The organism is Variovorax stachyos, from assembly GCF_051400855.1.
Lineage (GTDB): Bacteria > Pseudomonadota > Gammaproteobacteria > Burkholderiales > Burkholderiaceae_C > Variovorax.
Genome location: NZ_JBLFFN010000002.1, coordinates 79,350 through 96,408 on the forward strand (window position 1 = coordinate 79,350; position 17,059 = coordinate 96,408).

Annotated in this window: 15 protein-coding genes and 1 riboswitch; of the genes, 8 read left to right on the top strand and 7 right to left on the bottom strand. The window is 67.4% G+C overall.

The window, feature by feature from the left end:
* Genes ACMGEZ_RS03610 through ACMGEZ_RS03620 form a run of 3 tightly spaced genes read right to left on the bottom strand, consistent with a single transcriptional unit; the run spans nucleotide 1 to nucleotide 2,136 of the window.
* Nucleotides 1-816, bottom strand: coding sequence for a thiazole synthase (locus tag ACMGEZ_RS03610; RefSeq protein ID WP_436820890.1), 816 nt, complete (start codon nucleotides 814-816; stop codon nucleotides 1-3).
* 19 nt (nucleotides 817-835) lie between these two features.
* Nucleotides 836-1,033 (bottom strand): sulfur carrier protein ThiS, encoded by a 198-nt coding sequence (gene thiS, locus ACMGEZ_RS03615; protein WP_436820891.1) that lies wholly within the window; start codon nucleotides 1,031-1,033, stop codon nucleotides 836-838.
* Complete coding sequence (locus tag ACMGEZ_RS03620) at nucleotides 1,030-2,136, bottom strand: FAD-dependent oxidoreductase (RefSeq protein ID WP_436820892.1); 1,107 nt, start codon at nucleotides 2,134-2,136, stop codon at nucleotides 1,030-1,032. The genes thiS and ACMGEZ_RS03620 overlap by 4 nt, the downstream gene beginning before the upstream one ends.
* A 50-nt stretch (nucleotides 2,137-2,186) precedes the next feature.
* Between ACMGEZ_RS03620 and thiD the strand changes: the two genes are divergently transcribed.
* Nucleotides 2,187-3,032, top strand: coding sequence for a bifunctional hydroxymethylpyrimidine kinase/phosphomethylpyrimidine kinase (thiD, locus tag ACMGEZ_RS03625; RefSeq protein ID WP_436820893.1), 846 nt, complete (start codon nucleotides 2,187-2,189; stop codon nucleotides 3,030-3,032).
* On the opposite strand, the gene ACMGEZ_RS03630 is transcribed toward thiD, so the two are convergent.
* Both ACMGEZ_RS03630 and ilvD read right to left on the bottom strand, forming a co-directional pair.
* Entirely contained in the window at nucleotides 2,977-4,299 is a 1,323-nt protein-coding gene (locus ACMGEZ_RS03630) for a purine-cytosine permease family protein (protein WP_436820894.1), read from the bottom strand. The genes thiD and ACMGEZ_RS03630 overlap by 56 nt on opposite strands.
* 83 nt (nucleotides 4,300-4,382) lie before the next feature.
* Nucleotides 4,383-4,494: riboswitch (TPP riboswitch) on the bottom strand.
* A 52-nt stretch (nucleotides 4,495-4,546) separates the two neighbouring features.
* Complete coding sequence (gene ilvD / locus ACMGEZ_RS03635; RefSeq protein ID WP_436820895.1) at nucleotides 4,547-6,241, bottom strand: dihydroxy-acid dehydratase; 1,695 nt, start codon at nucleotides 6,239-6,241, stop codon at nucleotides 4,547-4,549.
* A gap of 96 nt (nucleotides 6,242-6,337) precedes the next feature.
* Between ilvD and ACMGEZ_RS03640 the strand changes: the two genes are divergently transcribed.
* Together ACMGEZ_RS03640 and lgt are read left to right on the top strand one after the other, a co-directional pair.
* Nucleotides 6,338-7,273, top strand: coding sequence for a LysR family transcriptional regulator (locus ACMGEZ_RS03640; protein ID WP_436820896.1), 936 nt, complete (start codon nucleotides 6,338-6,340; stop codon nucleotides 7,271-7,273).
* Between the two features lie 66 nt (nucleotides 7,274-7,339).
* Complete coding sequence (gene lgt, locus ACMGEZ_RS03645) at nucleotides 7,340-8,173, top strand: prolipoprotein diacylglyceryl transferase (RefSeq protein ID WP_436820897.1); 834 nt, start codon at nucleotides 7,340-7,342, stop codon at nucleotides 8,171-8,173.
* Nucleotides 8,174-8,332: 159 nt separating this feature from the next.
* Here lgt and ACMGEZ_RS03650 read toward each other — a convergent pair whose 3' ends face one another.
* Both ACMGEZ_RS03650 and ACMGEZ_RS03655 read right to left on the bottom strand, forming a co-directional pair.
* Nucleotides 8,333-9,652: a leucine-rich repeat domain-containing protein gene (locus ACMGEZ_RS03650; protein WP_436820898.1), complete on the bottom strand. Its 1,320-nt coding sequence runs from the start codon at nucleotides 9,650-9,652 to the stop codon at nucleotides 8,333-8,335.
* A 166-nt stretch (nucleotides 9,653-9,818) separates the two neighbouring features.
* A complete protein-coding gene (locus ACMGEZ_RS03655; protein ID WP_436820899.1) occupies nucleotides 9,819-11,162 on the bottom strand; it encodes a leucine-rich repeat domain-containing protein in 1,344 nt (447 codons plus the stop codon).
* 391 nt (nucleotides 11,163-11,553) lie between these two features.
* On the opposite strand from ACMGEZ_RS03655, the gene ACMGEZ_RS03660 reads away from it, so the two are divergent.
* From ACMGEZ_RS03660 to ACMGEZ_RS03680, 5 genes are all read left to right on the top strand, one after another.
* Nucleotides 11,554-12,222 carry a GntR family transcriptional regulator gene (locus ACMGEZ_RS03660; protein WP_436820900.1) on the top strand — a complete coding sequence of 223 codons (669 nt, stop codon included), beginning with the start codon at nucleotides 11,554-11,556 and terminating at the stop codon, nucleotides 12,220-12,222.
* Nucleotides 12,219-13,682 (top strand): malonyl-CoA decarboxylase, encoded by a 1,464-nt coding sequence (locus tag ACMGEZ_RS03665; RefSeq protein WP_436820901.1) that lies wholly within the window; start codon nucleotides 12,219-12,221, stop codon nucleotides 13,680-13,682. The genes ACMGEZ_RS03660 and ACMGEZ_RS03665 overlap by 4 nt, the downstream gene beginning before the upstream one ends.
* A 71-nt stretch (nucleotides 13,683-13,753) precedes the next feature.
* A complete protein-coding gene (locus tag ACMGEZ_RS03670) occupies nucleotides 13,754-14,743 on the top strand; it encodes a Bug family tripartite tricarboxylate transporter substrate binding protein (RefSeq protein WP_436820902.1) in 990 nt (329 codons plus the stop codon).
* On the top strand, nucleotides 14,740-15,501 hold the full coding sequence (locus ACMGEZ_RS03675) for an enoyl-CoA hydratase/isomerase family protein (RefSeq protein ID WP_436820903.1): 762 nt from the start codon (nucleotides 14,740-14,742) through the stop codon (nucleotides 15,499-15,501). Before ACMGEZ_RS03670 ends, ACMGEZ_RS03675 begins: the two co-directional genes overlap by 4 nt.
* A 12-nt stretch (nucleotides 15,502-15,513) precedes the next feature.
* On the top strand, nucleotides 15,514-17,058 hold the full coding sequence (locus tag ACMGEZ_RS03680; RefSeq protein ID WP_436820904.1) for a malonate--CoA ligase: 1,545 nt from the start codon (nucleotides 15,514-15,516) through the stop codon (nucleotides 17,056-17,058).
* The last annotated feature ends 1 nt before the right edge of the window (nucleotide 17,059 follow it).

The window sequence follows — 17,059 nt, forward strand, 5'->3', positions numbered from 1 at the left end:
TCATTGAGAGTTGGCGTGATGCCAGAAGGGCGTGCCCAGCACCGGCGTGCTGGGCTGTGCCGAATCCTGCGCGGCCATGGCGCCGGCCCGGTGTGCACTGCGGCCTGCCTGCACCGCGTCGGCAAAGGCGCCGGCCATCGCGACCGGGTCCTGCGCCAGCGCGACGGCGGTGTTGAGCAGCACGCCGTCGTAGCCCCACTCCATCACCTGGCAGGCATGAGAGGGCAGGCCCAGGCCGGCATCGACCAGCAGCGGCACCGCAAGGCGCTCGCGCAGCACCTGCAACGCATAGGGGTTGACGGGCCCGCGGCCGGTGCCGATGGGCGCGGCCCAGGGCATCACGGCCTGGCAGCCCACATCGACCAGGCGCTGGCACAGCACCAGGTCCTCGGTGCAGTAGGGCAGCACATGGAAGCCGTCGCGCACCAGCCGCGAGGCGGCGTCGACCAGGTTGAGGGTGTCGGGCTGCAGCGTGTAGTCGTCGCCGATCAGCTCGAGCTTGATCCACGGCGTATCGAACAGCTCGCGTGCCATCTGCGCGGTGGCGATGGCCTCCTCCACGCTGTGGCAGCCGGCGGTGTTGGGCAGCACCGGGACGTCCAGGCGCCGCAGCAGCTCCCAGAAGCCGTTGCCATCGCTGCCATTGCCGGGTGTTGCGGTCTGGCGGCGCAGCGAGGCAGTCAGCATCGCCGGCCGGGCGCGCCGCACGGCTGCTTCGAGCACGTCGGGGGAGGGGTAGCGCGCGGTGCCGAGCAGCATGCGGCTCTGGAAAGCCTGGCCATAGAGCACCAGGGGATCGTCGGCGTTCGTGTTCATGATGCGTGAGGTCTCCGGTTCAGCCGCCCGTCACGGGGCGGATCACTTCGATGCGGTCGTCGGGATGCAGGGCGTGCGATGCGTAGTTCGAGCGCGGCACGAACTGGCGATTCACCGCGGCGGCGAAGGGGGGTTTTGCTTCGATCAGGGCGATGGCGTCGGCCAGGGTGGCGCCTTCGGGCAAGGTCTTCGGACTGTCGTTGATCAGGATGTTCATGGTGCGATGGACTCCAGGCCGGGCGCCAGCGCGAAGCGTTCGGCCAAGGCCGAGCCTTCCTCGCGCAACAGCTCCAGCGCAACGTCGAGCATGGCCGGCGCGATCATGAAGCCGTGACGGTAGAGGCCGTTGATCTGCATCACGCGTGCGCGCGGCTGGCGGAAGGCCGGCAGGTTGTCGGGCAGCGTCGGGCGGCACTGGGTCGCGATCTCGAGAATGCGCGCCTCGGCAAAGCCGCTGTGCACCGCATAGGCCGCGCTCAGCAGCTCCAGCGTCGAGCGCACGCTGGCCGGCGACATGTCCTCGGACTCGATCTCGGTGGCGCCGATGACGAACACCCGGTTCGGCTTGGGCGCAATGTAGAGCGGGTAGCGCGGATGCACCAGGCGCGTGGGCCGCGTCAGCGCGACCTCGGGCGCATGCACGCGGATCACCTCGCCGCGCACGCCGCGCAGCGCGCTCCATTGCGGCCGGGCGCCGAGTCCGCGGCAGTCGATGACGCGCTCGCCCTCGCCGGGCCGGAAATCATCCAGGCTGCGCGGCGCGTGCCAGTGCAGCTGCACATTCGGCAGGGCCTCCAGCGTGGCGAGCAGGGCCGCCAGCAGCTCGCGGTTGTCGAGCTGGCCTTCTTCCGGCAGCAGCAGGCCTTGCACGAAGCGGCTGCCCAGCGCGGGCTCCAGCGCGGCGATGCCGGGCGCATCCAGCGTGCGCATCGCCGGCAATTCGGGCACCTGCTCGACGGTGCGCGCCAGCACGCGCGCCAGCCGCGCAGCCTCGGCCGCATCCTGCCGGTGCCACAGCACGAGGGTGCCTTCTCGCTGGAAGAACACCGGCTGCGCCAGCTCGCCCAGCAGTTCCGGCCAGCGCGCCAGCGCGTAGCGGCCCATGCGCACCACCGAAGGCGGCGCCACGGCCGATTCGGCCAGCGGCGCCAGCATGGCGGCGGCGACCCGCGCCGCCGCGCCATCGGCCTGCGGCCCGCCGGCATCGAAGAGCTCGACGCGGCAGCCCGCGCGCGCCAGCGCCACCGCCAACAGCCGGCCCATGAGCCCGGCGCCGAGGATCGCGGCCGAGGCGAATGGAAGAGCCTCGCGCGTCGTCATCGACATGGCCTCCGGCGGGTCCCGCGATGGCGTGGACCATAATTTTCGGCATGACCCAAGCAACTTCCCGTTATGCCCGCGTGCTGTCCATCGCCGGTTCCGATAGCGGCGGCGGCGCCGGCATCCAGGCCGACATCAAGACCTTCTCGGCCCTGGGCTGCTACGGCATGACGGCGATCACCGCGCTGACCGCGCAGAACACGCTGGGCGTCTCCGGCATCCACGGCGTGCCACCGGAATTCCTCAAGGCGCAGATCCAGGCGGTAGTGGAGGACATCGGTGTCGACGCCGTCAAGCTCGGCATGCTGCATGCGCCCGAGGTGGTGGAGGTGGTGGCCTGGGCCATCGACCACTACAAGCTCGACAAGGTGGTGCTCGACCCGGTGATGGTCGCCACCAGCGGCGACCGGCTGATCGCGGCCGAGACGGTGCAGGTGCTGGTGCGCGAGCTGTTCCCGCGCGCGACCGTGGTCACGCCCAACCTGGACGAGGCGGCGCTGCTGATCGGCCATGCCATCCCGGGCGTGGACGCGCTCGACGATGCGGCGAGCGAGCTGCTCGCGCTCGGCGCGCGCGCCGTGCTGCTCAAGGGGGGGCACCTGCCGGGGAACGATGTGGTGGACCTGCTGGCCGAAGCCACTGGCGAGCGGCTGCGCCTTGCATCCGAGCGCATCGCGAGCCGCAACCTGCACGGCACGGGCTGCACCCTGTCGTCGGCCATCGCCGCGCACCTGGCGCTGGGCTACGCGCTGCCGGAGGCGGTCGAACGCGCGCGCGGCTACGTCGTGGCCGCGATGGCGGCCGGTGCGGACGTGAAGATCGGCGCGGGCCATGGACCCCTCAACCACGGTTTTGCGCCAGTGCCGACGGTCCGCCTGCCGCTGCCTGGCGCGTGAACCAGGCCAGCGCGAAGGTGAAGGCCAGCGTGGGCAGGGCCGAGCCGAGCTGGGGCGCCCACTTGGCACAGCCGTGGTAGACCGCGATGCCGGCGATCCAGATCAGCGCGGCGCCCAGGTCGACGCGGCGCGTGCCCGAGGTGGCGGGCGCCTCGCCGGTCCCCAGCCGGCCGAGGATCACGCCGTAGAGCGGCACGAAGACCGAGCTCAGCAGCAGCAGGAACGGCTCCAGCGTGTGCATCGGCAGCACCAGCGCGAAGCCGATGCACACCACGGCCAGCGCCAGGCCCCAGCGCTTCACGCTCCAGCGCGGCTTCAGGCTGTGGGCCGAGACCGAGCCCGAATAGACGTCGCCGTAGGCGTTGTCCAGCTCGTCGATCAGGATCAGGCCCAGCGCCACCAGCCCGCCCTGAGCCAGCAGGAGGGCCGTTACCAGGTTGCTGCCCGGCTCGGCCGTGCTCGCCACCATCACGCCCAGGCCATAGCACCAGATGTTGGCGAGCGCGTAGCCGACCCAGGTGCCGGCGAAGGCGCCGCCCAGCCCGCCCGTGCTGCGCCTGCCGTGGCGCGCGTAGTCGGCCACCAGCGGCAGCCAGGACACGGGCATCGCAATCACCAGGTCGAGTGCGCTGAACAGGCCCATGCTGCCATTGCCCGGGCGCGCCCAGAAGGCCTCCAGCCCCTTCGCCTGCAGCTGTGCCGCGAACTGCCAGCTCAGCCACAGCAGCGACAGCAGCACCAGCGGCAACCCGAAGCGGCTGACGAAGCGCCGCACCAGCTTGACCATGGATCCGGCCAGCAGCGCGAGCAGCACTGCGCCCCACAGCAGCGTGGTCAGCAGGCTGCCGAGGCTGCCCTCGAGCGACCAGCCGAAGGCCTGCTTGCCGATGGCCTGCGTGCCCTCGCGCATGATCACGAGCTCGAAGGTGGTCCAGCCGATCAGCTGCACGATGTTGAGCACCACCGGCAGCCGCGCGAAGGCGCTGCCGTAGGTCGCATGCATGAGCCCGGCGCTGGCCAGGCCGCTTTCGCAGCCCAGGCGTGCGGTCCAGGCCAGCAGGCCGGCCCCGATGCACGAGCCCAGCACGATCGCGAGCACGGCGTCGCGCGTGCCGACCGCCGGCACCAGGTAGGCGCCGATCTGCATCACCAGCAGGCCCACGCCGAGGCTGAACCACAGCGACAGGTGGTCGTGCCAGCGGAACACGCGGCTGCTCGCGGCGAGCGGCGTCAGTGCTTCATTGCTTTCGGCGGAAGTGATTGCCATCCATTTGCTCCATTGCAAAGTGTTTGGCAGGTGGGCGAGGCCACGGCGGCGGGACCACCGCGCGAGAGGAGACAAAGACGCGGCGGCCGCCGGACCAGCTTCCCTGCGCGAGGATTACCTCAGTCAGGTTCAAAGGGACTCTCTCAGCCGGCCTGCGATCCTTTGGGCCGCGGGCCGGCACCCCTAGCGTTGCTTCAGTCGGTCTGGCGAAGCGAGGGCCATTGTAGGCCGGTCGCCGGAGACCGGATCAGAACTTGTCGAGCACCGCGCCAGAGCTCGCGCTCGAGGCGTTGAAGGCGAACTTCGCCTGCACGCCGCGGGTGTAGCGCGGCGCCGGCGGCTTCCAGCCCGCGCGGCGCTTGGCGATCTCGGCCTCGGGCACATTGAGCTCGAGCTTCAGCTCGTGCGCGTCGATGGTGATGGAGTCGCCTTCGTTGACGAAGGCGATGGTCCCGCCGGCCGCCGCCTCGGGCGCCACGTGGCCGACCACCATGCCCCAGGTGCCGCCCGAGAAGCGGCCGTCGGTGATCAAGCCCACGCTCTCGCCCAGGCCGGCGCCGATCAGCGCGCCCGTCGGCGCGAGCATCTCCGGCATGCCGGGGCCGCCCTTGGGGCCGAGGTAGCGCAGCACCATCACGTCGCCGGCCACGATCTTGCCGTCGAGGATGGCCTGCAGCGCAGACTGCTCGTCGTCGAAGACGCGCGCCGGGCCGGTGATGACCGGGTTCTTCAGGCCGGTGATCTTGGCCACCGCGCCCTCGGGCGACAGGTTGCCCTTGAGGATGGCGAGGTGACCCTCGGCGTACATCGGGTTCGAGATGGGGCGGATCACGTCCTGGTCGGCGCGCGGCTGGTCGGGCACGTCCTTCAGCACTTCGGCAATGGTCTGGCCGGTGATGGTGATGCAGTCGCCGTGCAGCAGGCCGGCGCTCAGCAGGATCTTCATGACCTGCGGGATGCCGCCGGCCCGGTGCAGGTCGACGGCCAGGTACTTGCCGCTGGGCTTCAGGTCGCAGAGCACCGGCACCTTCTTGCGCATGCGCTCGAAGTCGTCGATGGACCACTCCACGCCGGCCGCGTGTGCGATGGCCAGGAAGTGCAGCACCGCGTTGGTCGAGCCGCCGGTCGCCATGATCACCGCCACCGCGTTCTCGATTGCCTTCTTCGTGACGATGTCGCGCGGCTTGATGTCCTTCTTGATCGCCTCGATCAGCACCTTGGCCGACTCCTTGGCCGACTCGGCCTTCTCGTCGTGCGGGTTGGCCATGGTGGAGGAGTAGGGCAGCGAGATGCCGAGCGCTTCGAAGGCCGAGCTCATGGTGTTGGCGGTGTACATGCCGCCACAGGAGCCCGTGCCCGGAATGGCGCGCTTCTCGATTTCCTTCAGGTCCTCGTCGCTCAGGTTGCCGGCGGCGTTCTGGCCCACCGCCTCGAACACGCTCACGATGTTCAGGTCCTGGCCCTTGTACCTGCCGGGCAGGATGGTGCCGCCGTAGACGTAGATGGCCGGCACGTTGGCGCGCAGCATGCCCATCAGGCCGCCGGGCATGTTCTTGTCACAGCCGCCGACCACCAGCACACCGTCCATCCACTGGCCGCCGACGCAGGTCTCGATGCAGTCGGAGATCACCTCGCGGCTCACCAGCGAGTACTTCATGCCCTCGGTGCCCATGGCCATGCCGTCGGAGATGGTGGGCGTGCCGAACACTTGCGCATTGCCGCCGGCTTCCTCGATGCCGGCGATGGCGGCATCGGCCAGCTTCTGCAGGCCCGAGTTGCAGGGCGTGATGGTGCTGTGGCCGTTGGCCACGCCGACCATCGGCTTCTTGAAGTCGCCTTCCTCGTAGCCCATCGCGTAGAACATGGAGCGGTTGGGCGCGCGCGACTTGCCTTCGACGATGTTGGCGCTGCGGCGGTTGATCTGGATAGTCTTGGTGTCCATCGTGTCTCTGCTCGTGGGAATCGGGGAATGCAAGTATCGGACGATTGACTGATTGCTTCCAATCCGATTTTCAAGGGCGATTGATATGCTCGGTGTATGAGAGAAGCCTCCATCGAGCTGCGCGCCTGGCGCCAGTTCCTCGCCGTCGCCGAGGAACTGCACTTCGGGCGCGCGGCGCAGCGCTTGCACATGACGCAGCCGCCGGTCACGCAGGCCATCGCCCAGTTGGAAAAGGCGCTCGGTGTCGTGCTCTTCGACCGCACGCGCCGCCGCGTCGCCCTCACGCCGGCCGGCGAGGCGCTGCTGCCGGAGGTGCGCGAGCTGCTGGCGCGCGCGCAGGCGCTTCCCGGTCGCGCCCGCGCGGCCGCCGCCGGCGAGCTGGGGCGCGTGCGGCTGGCCTTCGTCTCGACCATCGGCTTCGAGCGCCTGCCGGCCTGGGTGCGCGAGTTCCGCCTGCAGTGCCCGGAGGTCGCGCTGGAGCTGGTCGAGGCCACCGGCGATGTGCAGCTCGAGGCCTTCGCGCGCGGCGAGATCGATGCCGGCCTGATGCTGCATTCACCCGGCTTTGCGCCGCCGGGGCTGGAGCGCTTGCCGGTGTCGGAGGAGCCGCTGGTGCTGGCGCTGCCGGCGCGGCATCCGCTCGCGCGCCGCCCGAAGCTGCCGCTGGCGGAGGCGCTGGCCGAGCCGCTGGTGATCTTCCCGCGCCGCATCGTGCCCTCGCTGCACGACGCGATCTTCGGGCTCTATCACGCGGCCGGTCGTGTGCCGCAGGTGGCGCAGGAGGCGATCCAGATGCAGACCATCGTCAACCTAGTGTGGGGCGGCCTGGGCCTGGCGTGGGTGCCCGAGAGCGTCACGCAGTTCCGGCGTGCCGGCGTGGTCTACCGCGCTGCCGCCGAGTTCGCACCGGCCGCACGGCGCCGGGCGCCCGTGCTGCCGGCCGGCGAGACCAGCCTGGTCTGGCCCGCCGCCGGCGCCAACCCGGCGCTCGCGCGCTTCGTGCAGTTCATCGCCGCGAACGGTTCGCCATGACAATGACCCCACGGATACGGCCGCCGCTGCCGCAGGCGCGCAAAAACCGCGCGGCACAATAGCCCGATGCTGATGTACCCCCAGATCAACCCCGTGGCCTTGCAGCTCGGGCCGATCGCGATCCACTGGTATGGCCTGACCTACCTGGCCGCCTTCGCGCTCTTCTACTTTCTCGGCACGCGCCGGCTGCGGCACGAGCCCTTCCGCTCCATCACCGGGCCCGGCGCCTGGACGCGCAAGGACCTGGAAGACATTCTTTTCCTCGGCGTGATGGGCGTGATCGTCGGTGGGCGGCTGGGCTACTGCCTGTTCTACAAGCCCGGCTACTACCTCACGCATCCGCTGGAGATCTTCTTCGTCTGGCAGGGCGGCATGAGCTTCCACGGCGGGCTGATCGGCGTGATCGCAGCGATGGGCTGGTTCGCGCGCTCGCGTTCGCGGCCTTTCTGGCAGGTGATGGATTTCGTCGCGCCCTGCGTGCCCACCGGACTGGCTGCGGGCCGGGTCGGCAACTTCATCAACGGCGAGCTGTGGGGGCGCTTCAGCAGCCCCGATCTGCCTTGGGGCATGGTGTTTCCGCAAAGCGGCTCGATGCTGCCGCGCCATCCGTCGCAGGTCTACCAGTTCCTGCTCGAGGGCTTGCTGCTCTTCGTGATTCTCTGGTTGTATGCGCGCAAGGAGCGGCGCGAGCGCCGCGTCTCCGCGGTCTTCCTGATCGGCTACGGGGTGATGCGCTTCATTGCAGAGTTCTTTCGCGAGCCCGACGACTTCCTGGGCCTGCTGGCGCTCAATATGAGCATGGGGCAGTGGCTGTGCGTGCCGATGGTGCTGTTCGGCGTGTGGCTCTATGCCAGCGCGCCGGCGGCGCAGCCGGCCTACGGAGCGCGCCGGCCGGGCTGATCGCGCCCAGGGGGCGCGGCCATCGCATGCTTCTCCCGATGATTGTCTGTTGAGCAGAATCAAGACCGTCTCGACCTTGGCATGCTTGTCATCGATGGCGAGCGCCCATTGAGCTGCATGCTTGGCGATTCCGGGGTTCACACGGCGGGGAGCAGGATCTCATTCCGGATCGACGCGCGTCATGTCGCCCAGCAATACCTCCGTGCCACGCGGGAGGACTGTGTCATTCCATTCCCGCTGATTGCGATCGACGAAGGTCATGAGGGCGAGATGGTTTTCAAAGGAGCGATGAAATTCCTCCTCCTTCATATTGGGGCGATTTCTCTCGAAGTTCCCGATCTCAAGGGATCGCAGCGATCGGTTCGACTTCATGACGTCGACGAAGAGACCGCAGTCAGCGTCCGACATGAACGGCAGGCGCAGAGAAGCAAGTTTCAACTTCTCAAGCCGAAAGGCCAGGCATCTCAAGCCTATGCGTTCCATATCCGCACTGGAGAGATCGAGATGCTGAAGTTTTTCGGTGTGCCCCAGTTGTGAAAACATCGTCGATGCACACGTCCAAGGGAATTGGTTGTAGGAGAGATCGAGATGGACAACGCCCAGAGTGGCCATCATTCCTACTCGACTCCAGTTGACACCGTCGTCTTTCGGCCAGCAGCCCGCGAGCGCCAGGCTGATCAGGGTGGTTTTGTCTCGCAGCGCCTTCGACAGGAGGCCACAGCTGCTTCCACTCAGTGGGTTCCAGGAAAGATCCAGATGTGTCAGCGTCGTTGTCGCCATCGCCAGGAATCGGACGTAGTGCTTCAGCGAGTCCTGGAATGTTCGGAAGGGTGCCGGCCACCTTCTGAGTGCCAAGTCGCGCAGCTTGCCTTGAGCGCCGAGCATCTTGGCGAGGGCGGCATGATCGTTGTCGTCCATGCCAAGGTCCTTGACAAGATGAAGCTTGCTCACTTGCGAAACCGCGGGATTGAGAACCGCCTGCAACAGCGGGAAGGGTTTCTGCGTGTCCTCAATGTGCAAGTCCTGCAGATGGGGCAAGGCCCGACAACTCAGCTCGTTGACGACTTCGCGGAAGGTGCAGCCTAGGAGGCGCAGGGATTTCAGTTCGGGCATTTGTCCCAGGGTCTCCAGAAGGAGCGCGCCCGTGCAGTCGTCGAAGTAGTTGCGACGCAGAGTCAGCTGCCTGATCGAGCAGTCTTTCGGCAAGGCACTCAGCAAATCCAACCATGGTTTCTCGCCTGCGATGTCTTCAATGTGCAGCGTCTGCAGGGGCAACTTCGCCAGGACCTTGCCCAGCGCTTGGCAGTCGCCACGCTTCATGCATTTGCGGACAAGTTCGCTCGACTCGCCCTCACTCAAGGCTTGCGGATTCATGTGGAACTTGTTGAACAGCTCGTCAAAGCGGGGACGTGGATGCTCTGGAGGAGGCACTCCCCGCTTCGGCCCGTAGTCGCAATTGCTATGGCCGGTGGAATTCATGGCATTTTTCTTCCGCTGGTGTTGGACATGTCTCCGCCGATGCAGAGGACCCACTGGGTAACCTCAGCGAGAGGAATGGTTCCACGCGCGGGCTCTGGTCCGCGTGTGCGGCGCCCTGCAATGACTGCGGATGCAGATCTGGAATGAAAACTGCTGGACGCCCGACTTACTTCTCTTCTTGAAGCCGCTTCAGTGCTGCCTGGCCTTCCTCGTTCGCTTTCTTGTTGAGGAGGCTCAGGGTCATGGCTTGGTTGCCATCTCCCTCGATGGCCACATGACCAGCTGCATAGCGGGCGATCTCTTGAAAAACATTCCCTGGATCGGTGCGGCCCAGCCCGCCCAGCACGACCTTCATGCCGCCTTCCATGAGCGCGAACCTTTCCTCCTCCCAGGCTCTCCGGTTGAGCGAGATCTGCCCCATGAGGGCCAGATAGTTGGGATAGAGCTGATGAGATTCCTCCGCTGACGTCGTGGAGCACCACCGCTCGATCTCCGGGATGGGCAGGGACCGCAGCATTTGGTTCTGCTTCATGGCCTCGACCAAGGGTGCGAAGTCGCTGTCGTCCAAGGGCGGCAGTTGCAGAGAGACGAGCGTCTTGTTGTTCTCCAGAATGGCGGGCAGTCCGAAGGTGATGAGCGCATTGGTCATACTGAAACCGCTGAGGTTGAGATGCTGCAGGCTTGGGTGGCCCCGCATTGCCATCAGCACTGGCCCCATCGACGAGGGGAATTTGTTGCGCGAGAGATCGAGGCTGACAAGGCTCGGTAGCTTGACGAGCCTGGCGAGGTCCTTCCAATCGGATGTGTCGCTCATGCTTCGCCAACAACCTGCGAGCGACAGGTTGGTCAAAGTGGATTTGTCTTGGAGAGCCTTCCACAGATCTTTACAGGTGTCCGGGCCCAGGGGGTTCCCGGAAAGATCCAAGTGTGTGAGCGCTTTCGCCTTCTTTAACAGGTCGATGTATTGCGCGACGCATTTTTCATCTCTTAAGGCTCTGAGCGTCAGCTTTTGGAGCGTGGAGGCATGGCTGTCGGAGAGCTTGGTGGCGAGATAGCGATGCTTCTCATCGTCGATGTCGATGTCGGCGTTGGAGTCAAGGTGGAACTCGCTCAGTTTTGGGGAGGCGTCGAGGAGCGCAGACAGCAGGTTGAAGGGGTCGTCCGTATTCTTGACGTGCAGGTTCCGCAGCTCGAGTAGGGGAGGGCAAGATGGTGGATCGCGCAGTGTCCAGAATGTGAAGGCGCACGAATCGAAGTGCGGAGATTTCAGGTCGGGCATTCGACCCATGAGATCGAACAGTAGAGAAGTGTTGGTCCAGTCAAACTTTTGCTTGGACAGGATCAACTGGCTGACCGAGCAGGAAGCTGGCATGGCCTCGAGCAATGTCTGCCATGCGCGTTCGTTAGCGGGCCTGGCGATGTGGAGCGTCTGCAAGGGTAGCTGCGCCAGCATATTGCTTAGCGCTTTGACCTTCCCACGGAACATGCATTCACAGATCAGGCTGTTCAACTCAGCCTCAGTTGGGATGTAGTTGGGGTTCTGGACAAGCTTGCGGACCAGTGCATTGCATTCATGAGACAGATCGGAGGGTGAAAGCTTGGCAAGGCTCTCCCTCCAGCTCTCGGTAGGCAAAGGTCGGTAGGCGTAGGGGTAGGGGTTACCGGTAGTTCTGATGTGCATGACGCTCTTCTCACTGCTCGTTGCGGACTTGGACGCCTCCTGCAGATGCAGGTGTCAAGGTCTGTAACGGCAGCGCGCGCAAGGTTCCGCGCTGCGGCCTCGGGCAATACTCCGAGCAAGATTCCAAGCGCAGCGCTCATGGAGGCCGAGAGACCTGCGACTGATAATTACGCGTAATTACCAATAATCACGGCTGCGCCAGCCTGCTACAACAGCATCGATGCGCATCGTCCACAACTCCCTGCACGACGAAGTCGCCGCCACCCTCCGCGAGGAGATCTTCGCCGGCACCCTCGCGCCCGGCAGCTTTGTCGACGAGGCGGCGCTGTGCGAGCGGCTGTCGATCTCGCGCACGCCCTTGCGCGAGGCGCTCAAGGTGCTCACGGCAGAGGGCCTGCTGCGCCATGAGCCGCGGCGCGGCTGCTTCGTGGCCGAGGTCACGCACAAGGATCTGGACGACATCTTCCCGGTCATTGCGCTGCTCGAAGGTCGCTGCGCCTGGGAGGCGGCGCGCAATGCCAGCGATGCCGAGTTGGAGGCGCTGGAGGCCCTGCACGACAAGCTGGCCCGCCATGCGCGGGCCAAGCGCATCAACGAGTACTACGCCACCAATTACGCGATTCACGAGGCCATCATCATGCTGGCGGACAACCGCTGGCTCGCGCAGGTCATCGGCGACCTGCGCAAGATCCTCAAACTCGCACGCCTGCAGCAGTTGCACGCACCGGGTAGGCTCGAGCAAAGCCTCTCGGAACACTTGGCCGTGTTCGCTGCGCTCAAGGCGCGCGACAGCGACGGCGCCGAGGCGGCCATGCGCACCCACCTGAACCGCCAGCGCGAGGCCCTGCGGGCCGTCGCCGCGCAACAGAAAGCGAAGCTGATTTCATGATCACCAATGCCTCCGACTGGATTACGCGCAACGTTTCTCGGCTGCGCCCGGGCGCCGACGCCGAGGGCAAGAAGGCCGCGGGCGCCCAGGCGTCCAAGGCCGCCGGCGTCGGTCCGCGCCCGTTGGCCGAGCGGCTCGAGGCCACGCTGCGCCGCCCCGGCGAGGGGCTCGCGCCACGTGCTTTGCGCCGCGCGCTCGCCGAGCTGCAGGCGGTGATCGATCCGCGCATCAGCGAGGTCGAGGCCGGCCGCCGCGCTCATGCGGTGGTCCAGTGGTACGCCGGGCGCGAGCTCGACGAGCGGCGCGACGTCTGGCTGCTGATGAGCGAGCGCTTCGCCCCCGATCTGGGCAAGGTCAGCACGGCGCGCGACCACCACCAGGCCGCCATGGGCACGGCCGAAGAAGGTCAGGCCGAGGTGCACCTGCGGCGCGCCCTGGTCTCGCCGCGCCTGCGCCTGCTGCAGCGCTTTGCCATCGAGCCGGAGGGCATGCGCTTCCTGGTGGACCTGCGCGCGCAGCTGCTGCCGCACCTCAAGGGCGACCGCCGCCTGCTGCCGCTCGATGCCGAGCTCGAGCACCTGTTCTCGACCTGGTTCGACGTCGCCTTCCTGGACCTGCGGCGCATCAGCTGGGACTCGCCGGCCTCGCTGATCGAGAAGCTCATTCAGTACGAAGCGGTGCACGACATCAAGAGCTGGGCCGACGTCAAGAACCGGCTCGACAGCGACCGCCGCTGCTACGGCTTCTTCCATCCGCGCCTGCCCAACACGCCGCTGATCTTCGTCGAGGTGGCGCTGGTCGACCACATCAGCGAGGGCATCGTGCCGCTGCTCGACGAGGCGGCTGCGCCGGTCAAGGCCGACCGGGCCACCACCGCCATCTTCTATTCGATCAGCAACACGCAGGACGGCCTGCGCGGCGTGAGCTTCGGCGACTCGCTGATCAAGCGCGTGGTCGAGACGCTGCAGGCCGAGCTGCCGCGCCTGAAGATCTTTGCCACGCTGTCGCCGATCCCGGGCTTTCGCGGCTGGTTCGCGAAAAATGCCGCAGCGCTGCTCACGCGCCTGGACGAGAAGCGCCAGACCGAGCTGGGCCGCGTGGTCGGCTCGCTGCCGCCCACGGCCGAGCGCGTGCTGGCCGCAGCAGAGGAGGCGGGCACGCTGGACGCCAGGTCGCCCGTGCGGCAGCTGCTGATGAATGCCGCCGCCGAGTACCTCGGCCGCGCCACCGCCGAAGGCAAGCCCGTCGATCCGGTGGCGCGCTTCCACCTGGGCAACGGTGCGCGCGTGGAGCGCCTCAACTGGGCCGGCGACCCCTCGCCCAAGGGCCTGAAGCAATCCTACGGACTCATGGTCAACTACCTCTACGATCTCAAGCGGCTCGACAAGCACCGCGGCCTGCTCGCGCAGGGCAAGGTGGCGGTGTCGGGCGATGTGGACGATCTCTTTCTCAAGGGTTGATCCCGAGAGGGGCCGTGTGCGGCGCCGTGGGCCCCGGCGCATTCGTGGTGACAACTTCAGGAGACACAGCAATGAGCTCAACCTTTCAGCGGCGCGACGTCCTGCGCCTGGCCGCGGCGGGTGCTGCCGTCACGCTCGGCGGGGCCGCGTACGGGCAATCGGCCTGGCCGGCCAAGCCGGTGACGCTGGTGGTGCCATTCCCCGCCGGCGGCGGCACCGATGCCTTCGCGCGGCCGCTGGCGGCCCAGTTCTCGAAAGCGACCGGGCAGTCGCTGGTGATCGACAACCGCGGCGGCGCCGGCGGCACCCTGGGCGCGAGCATCGCGGCCAAGGCGCAGCCCGATGGCTACACGCTGTTCATGGGCGCGGTGCACCACGCGATCGCGCCCTCGGTCTACCCGAAGCTGGACTACGACATCGAGAAGGACTTCGTGCCGCTGATGCTCCTGGCCAGCGTGCCGCAGGTGGTGGTGATCAATCCCAAGCGCGTGTCGGCCACGACGCTGAAGGATTTCGTCGCCGAAGCCAAGAGGAATCCCGGCAAGCTCAACTACGCCTCGGCCGGCGCCGGCACCTCGCACCACCTGGCGGGCGAGCTCTTCAAGCTGCAGACCAACACCTTCATCACCCACATCCCCTACCGCGGCGCAGGCCCGGCGCTGCAGGACCTGATCGCCGGCAACGTCGACTGCATGTTCGACGGCCTGGGCTCCTCCGCGCAGCACATCAAGGGCGGCCGCATCAAGGCGCTGATGATGGCGGGCAGCAAGCGCAACCCTGCCTTCCCCGACGTGCCGAGCGCGTCCGAGGTGGGGCTGCCGGACTACACCGTCACGACCTGGTACGGGCTGTGGGCGCCCAAGGGCACGCCGGCGGAGGTGCAGACCAAGATCGTCGAGGACATGCGCAAGACGCTGGCCACCGACGAGCTCAAGGCGATCTGGGCCAGCAACGGCGCCGAGATCCCGAACCTGGTCACGACGGCCTACGGCAGCTTCGTGAGCTCCGAGGTCAAGCGCTGGGCCGGCGTGGTCAAGGCCTCGGGCGCGAAGATCGAATGACGCACGGAGCCGTCAGGCTGGAGCGCGAGGGCCCGATCGCCTTGGTCACGCTCGCGAATCCGGGGCGGCTCAACGCGATGTCGCGCGCGATGTGGCGCGAGCTGCGCGCCGTGTTCGACTCGGCGCTGGCGCACGACCGCTCGCTGCGCTGCGTGGTCGTGCGCGGCGAAGCGGGCCAGTTCTGCGCCGGCGGCGACATCTCCGAGTACCCATCGTTCCGCTTCGACGAAGCCTCGCTGCGCGAATTCCACGAGAACGAGGTCTGGGCCGCGCTGGCCGCCATGCTGGCCTGCGAGCTGCCGCTGGTCGCGCAGATCGAGGGCGCCTGCATGGGCGCAGGCCTGGAGATCGCGAGCTGCTGCGACATCCGCCTCGCCGGGCAGAGCGCGAAGTTCGGCGCCCCGATCGCGAAGCTGGGCTTCCCGATGGCGCCGCGCGAAGCGGCCCTGGTGCGCGGTGCCGTCGGCGACACGCTGGCGCGCGACATGCTGCTGGCCGCCAGCGTGCATGGCGCGCAGCGCCTTTGCGATGCCGGCTTTCTGCTGGCCGTGGTGCCCGATGCGGAGGTCGCCACGAAGGCGCTGGCGCATGCCCGGCGCATTGCCGCGCTGGCGCCCGAGGCCGCCCGCGCCAACAAGCGTGCGCTGGCGGCGAGCTCGGCCGAAAGCCTGCTCGCCAACGCCTACGACTATGCCGACTCGCCCGAGCATCGCGAGGGGATCGCCGCCTTCCTGGCCAAGCGCCCGCCCGTCTTTTGAATGTCCGATGAGATGACCGACCCGACCAACGCCAACCTTTTCGCTGCGCTGCGTGCGGCCTTCCCCTTGGACCTCGATGCCATCGCGGTCGAGACCGACGACGGCCTGTACTACTCCTGGCGCGACCTGGAACGCGCCAGCGCGATGATCGCCAACCTGCTCGATGCGCTGGGCCTGAAGGCGGGCGACCGCGTCGCGGTGCAGGTCGAGAAGTCGGTCGAGGCCATGTTGCTCTACCTCGCGACCCTGCGCGCGGGCTATGTGTTCCTGCCCCTCAACACCGCCTACCGCGAGGCCGAGATCGCCTACTTCCTCGGCAACGCCGAGCCGGCCGTGGTGGTGTGCAGCAGCGCCAACGCCGGCTGGGTGACGCCCCTCGCCACCGCTGCCGGCACGCGGCACGTGTTCACGCTCGACGACGACCGCAGCGGCACGCTGCTCGAGGCCGCGGCGCAGCGCAGCGACCAGCATCGGGTGGCGCAGAAGAAGCCTGAGGACCTCGCGGCGATCCTCTACACCAGCGGCACCACAGGCCGCAGCAAGGGCGCAATGCTCACGCACCGCAACCTGCATTCGAACGCCGAGGTGCTGAAGAACTACTGGGGCTGGCGCCCGGGCGCCGACGTGCTGATCCATGCGCTGCCCATCTTCCACGTGCACGGCCTCTTCGTCGCCATCCACGGCGCGCTGATCAGCGGCAGCCGGATGATCTGGCTCAACCGCTTCGATCCGAAGCGCGTGGTGGCCCGGCTGCCGGATGCGACGGTGTTCATGGGCGTGCCCACGCTGTACACGCGCATGCTGGCCGAGCCCACGCTCACGCGCGAGGCGTGCAACGGCATGCGGCTCTTCATCTCCGGCTCCGCGCCGCTGCTGCTCGAGACCTTCGAGGCCTGGCGCGAGCGCACCGGCCACACCATCCTCGAGCGCTACGGCATGAGCGAGACCGTGATGCTCACGTCCAACCCGTACAGCGCGGTGCAGGGCGAGCGGCGCGGCGGCACGGTGGGCTTTCCGCTGCCGGGCGTGCAGCTGCGCGTGCGCGATGACGCGGGCCGGCCTTGCTCCACCGGCGAGATCGGCCACATCGAGGTGGCGGGCCCGAATGTGTTCGCGGGCTACTGGCGCATGCCCGAGAAGACCAAGGAGGAGTTCACCGACGACGGCTTCTTCAAGACGGGCGACGTGGGCCGGATCGACGAGCTGGGCTACGTGACGATCGTGGGCCGCAGCAAGGACCTGATCATCAGCGGCGGCTACAACGTCTATCCGGCCGAGATCGAGGGCTACATCAACGACATGCCGGGTGTCGCCGAGAGCGCCGTGATCGGCGTGCCGCATCCGGACTTCGGCGAGGTGGGCGTTGCCGTCGTTACGCCGAAGTCCGGCGCCGCGCTCGACGGCGAAGCGATCATCGTCGAGCTCAAGGCCAAGCTGGCGAACTTCAAGATTCCCAAACGATGCTTCATCGTGCCCGAGCTGCCGCGCAACGCCATGGGGAAGGTGCAGAAGGCGCTGCTGCGGGAGCAGCACAAGGCCCTGTTCGAGGCCGCGTAGC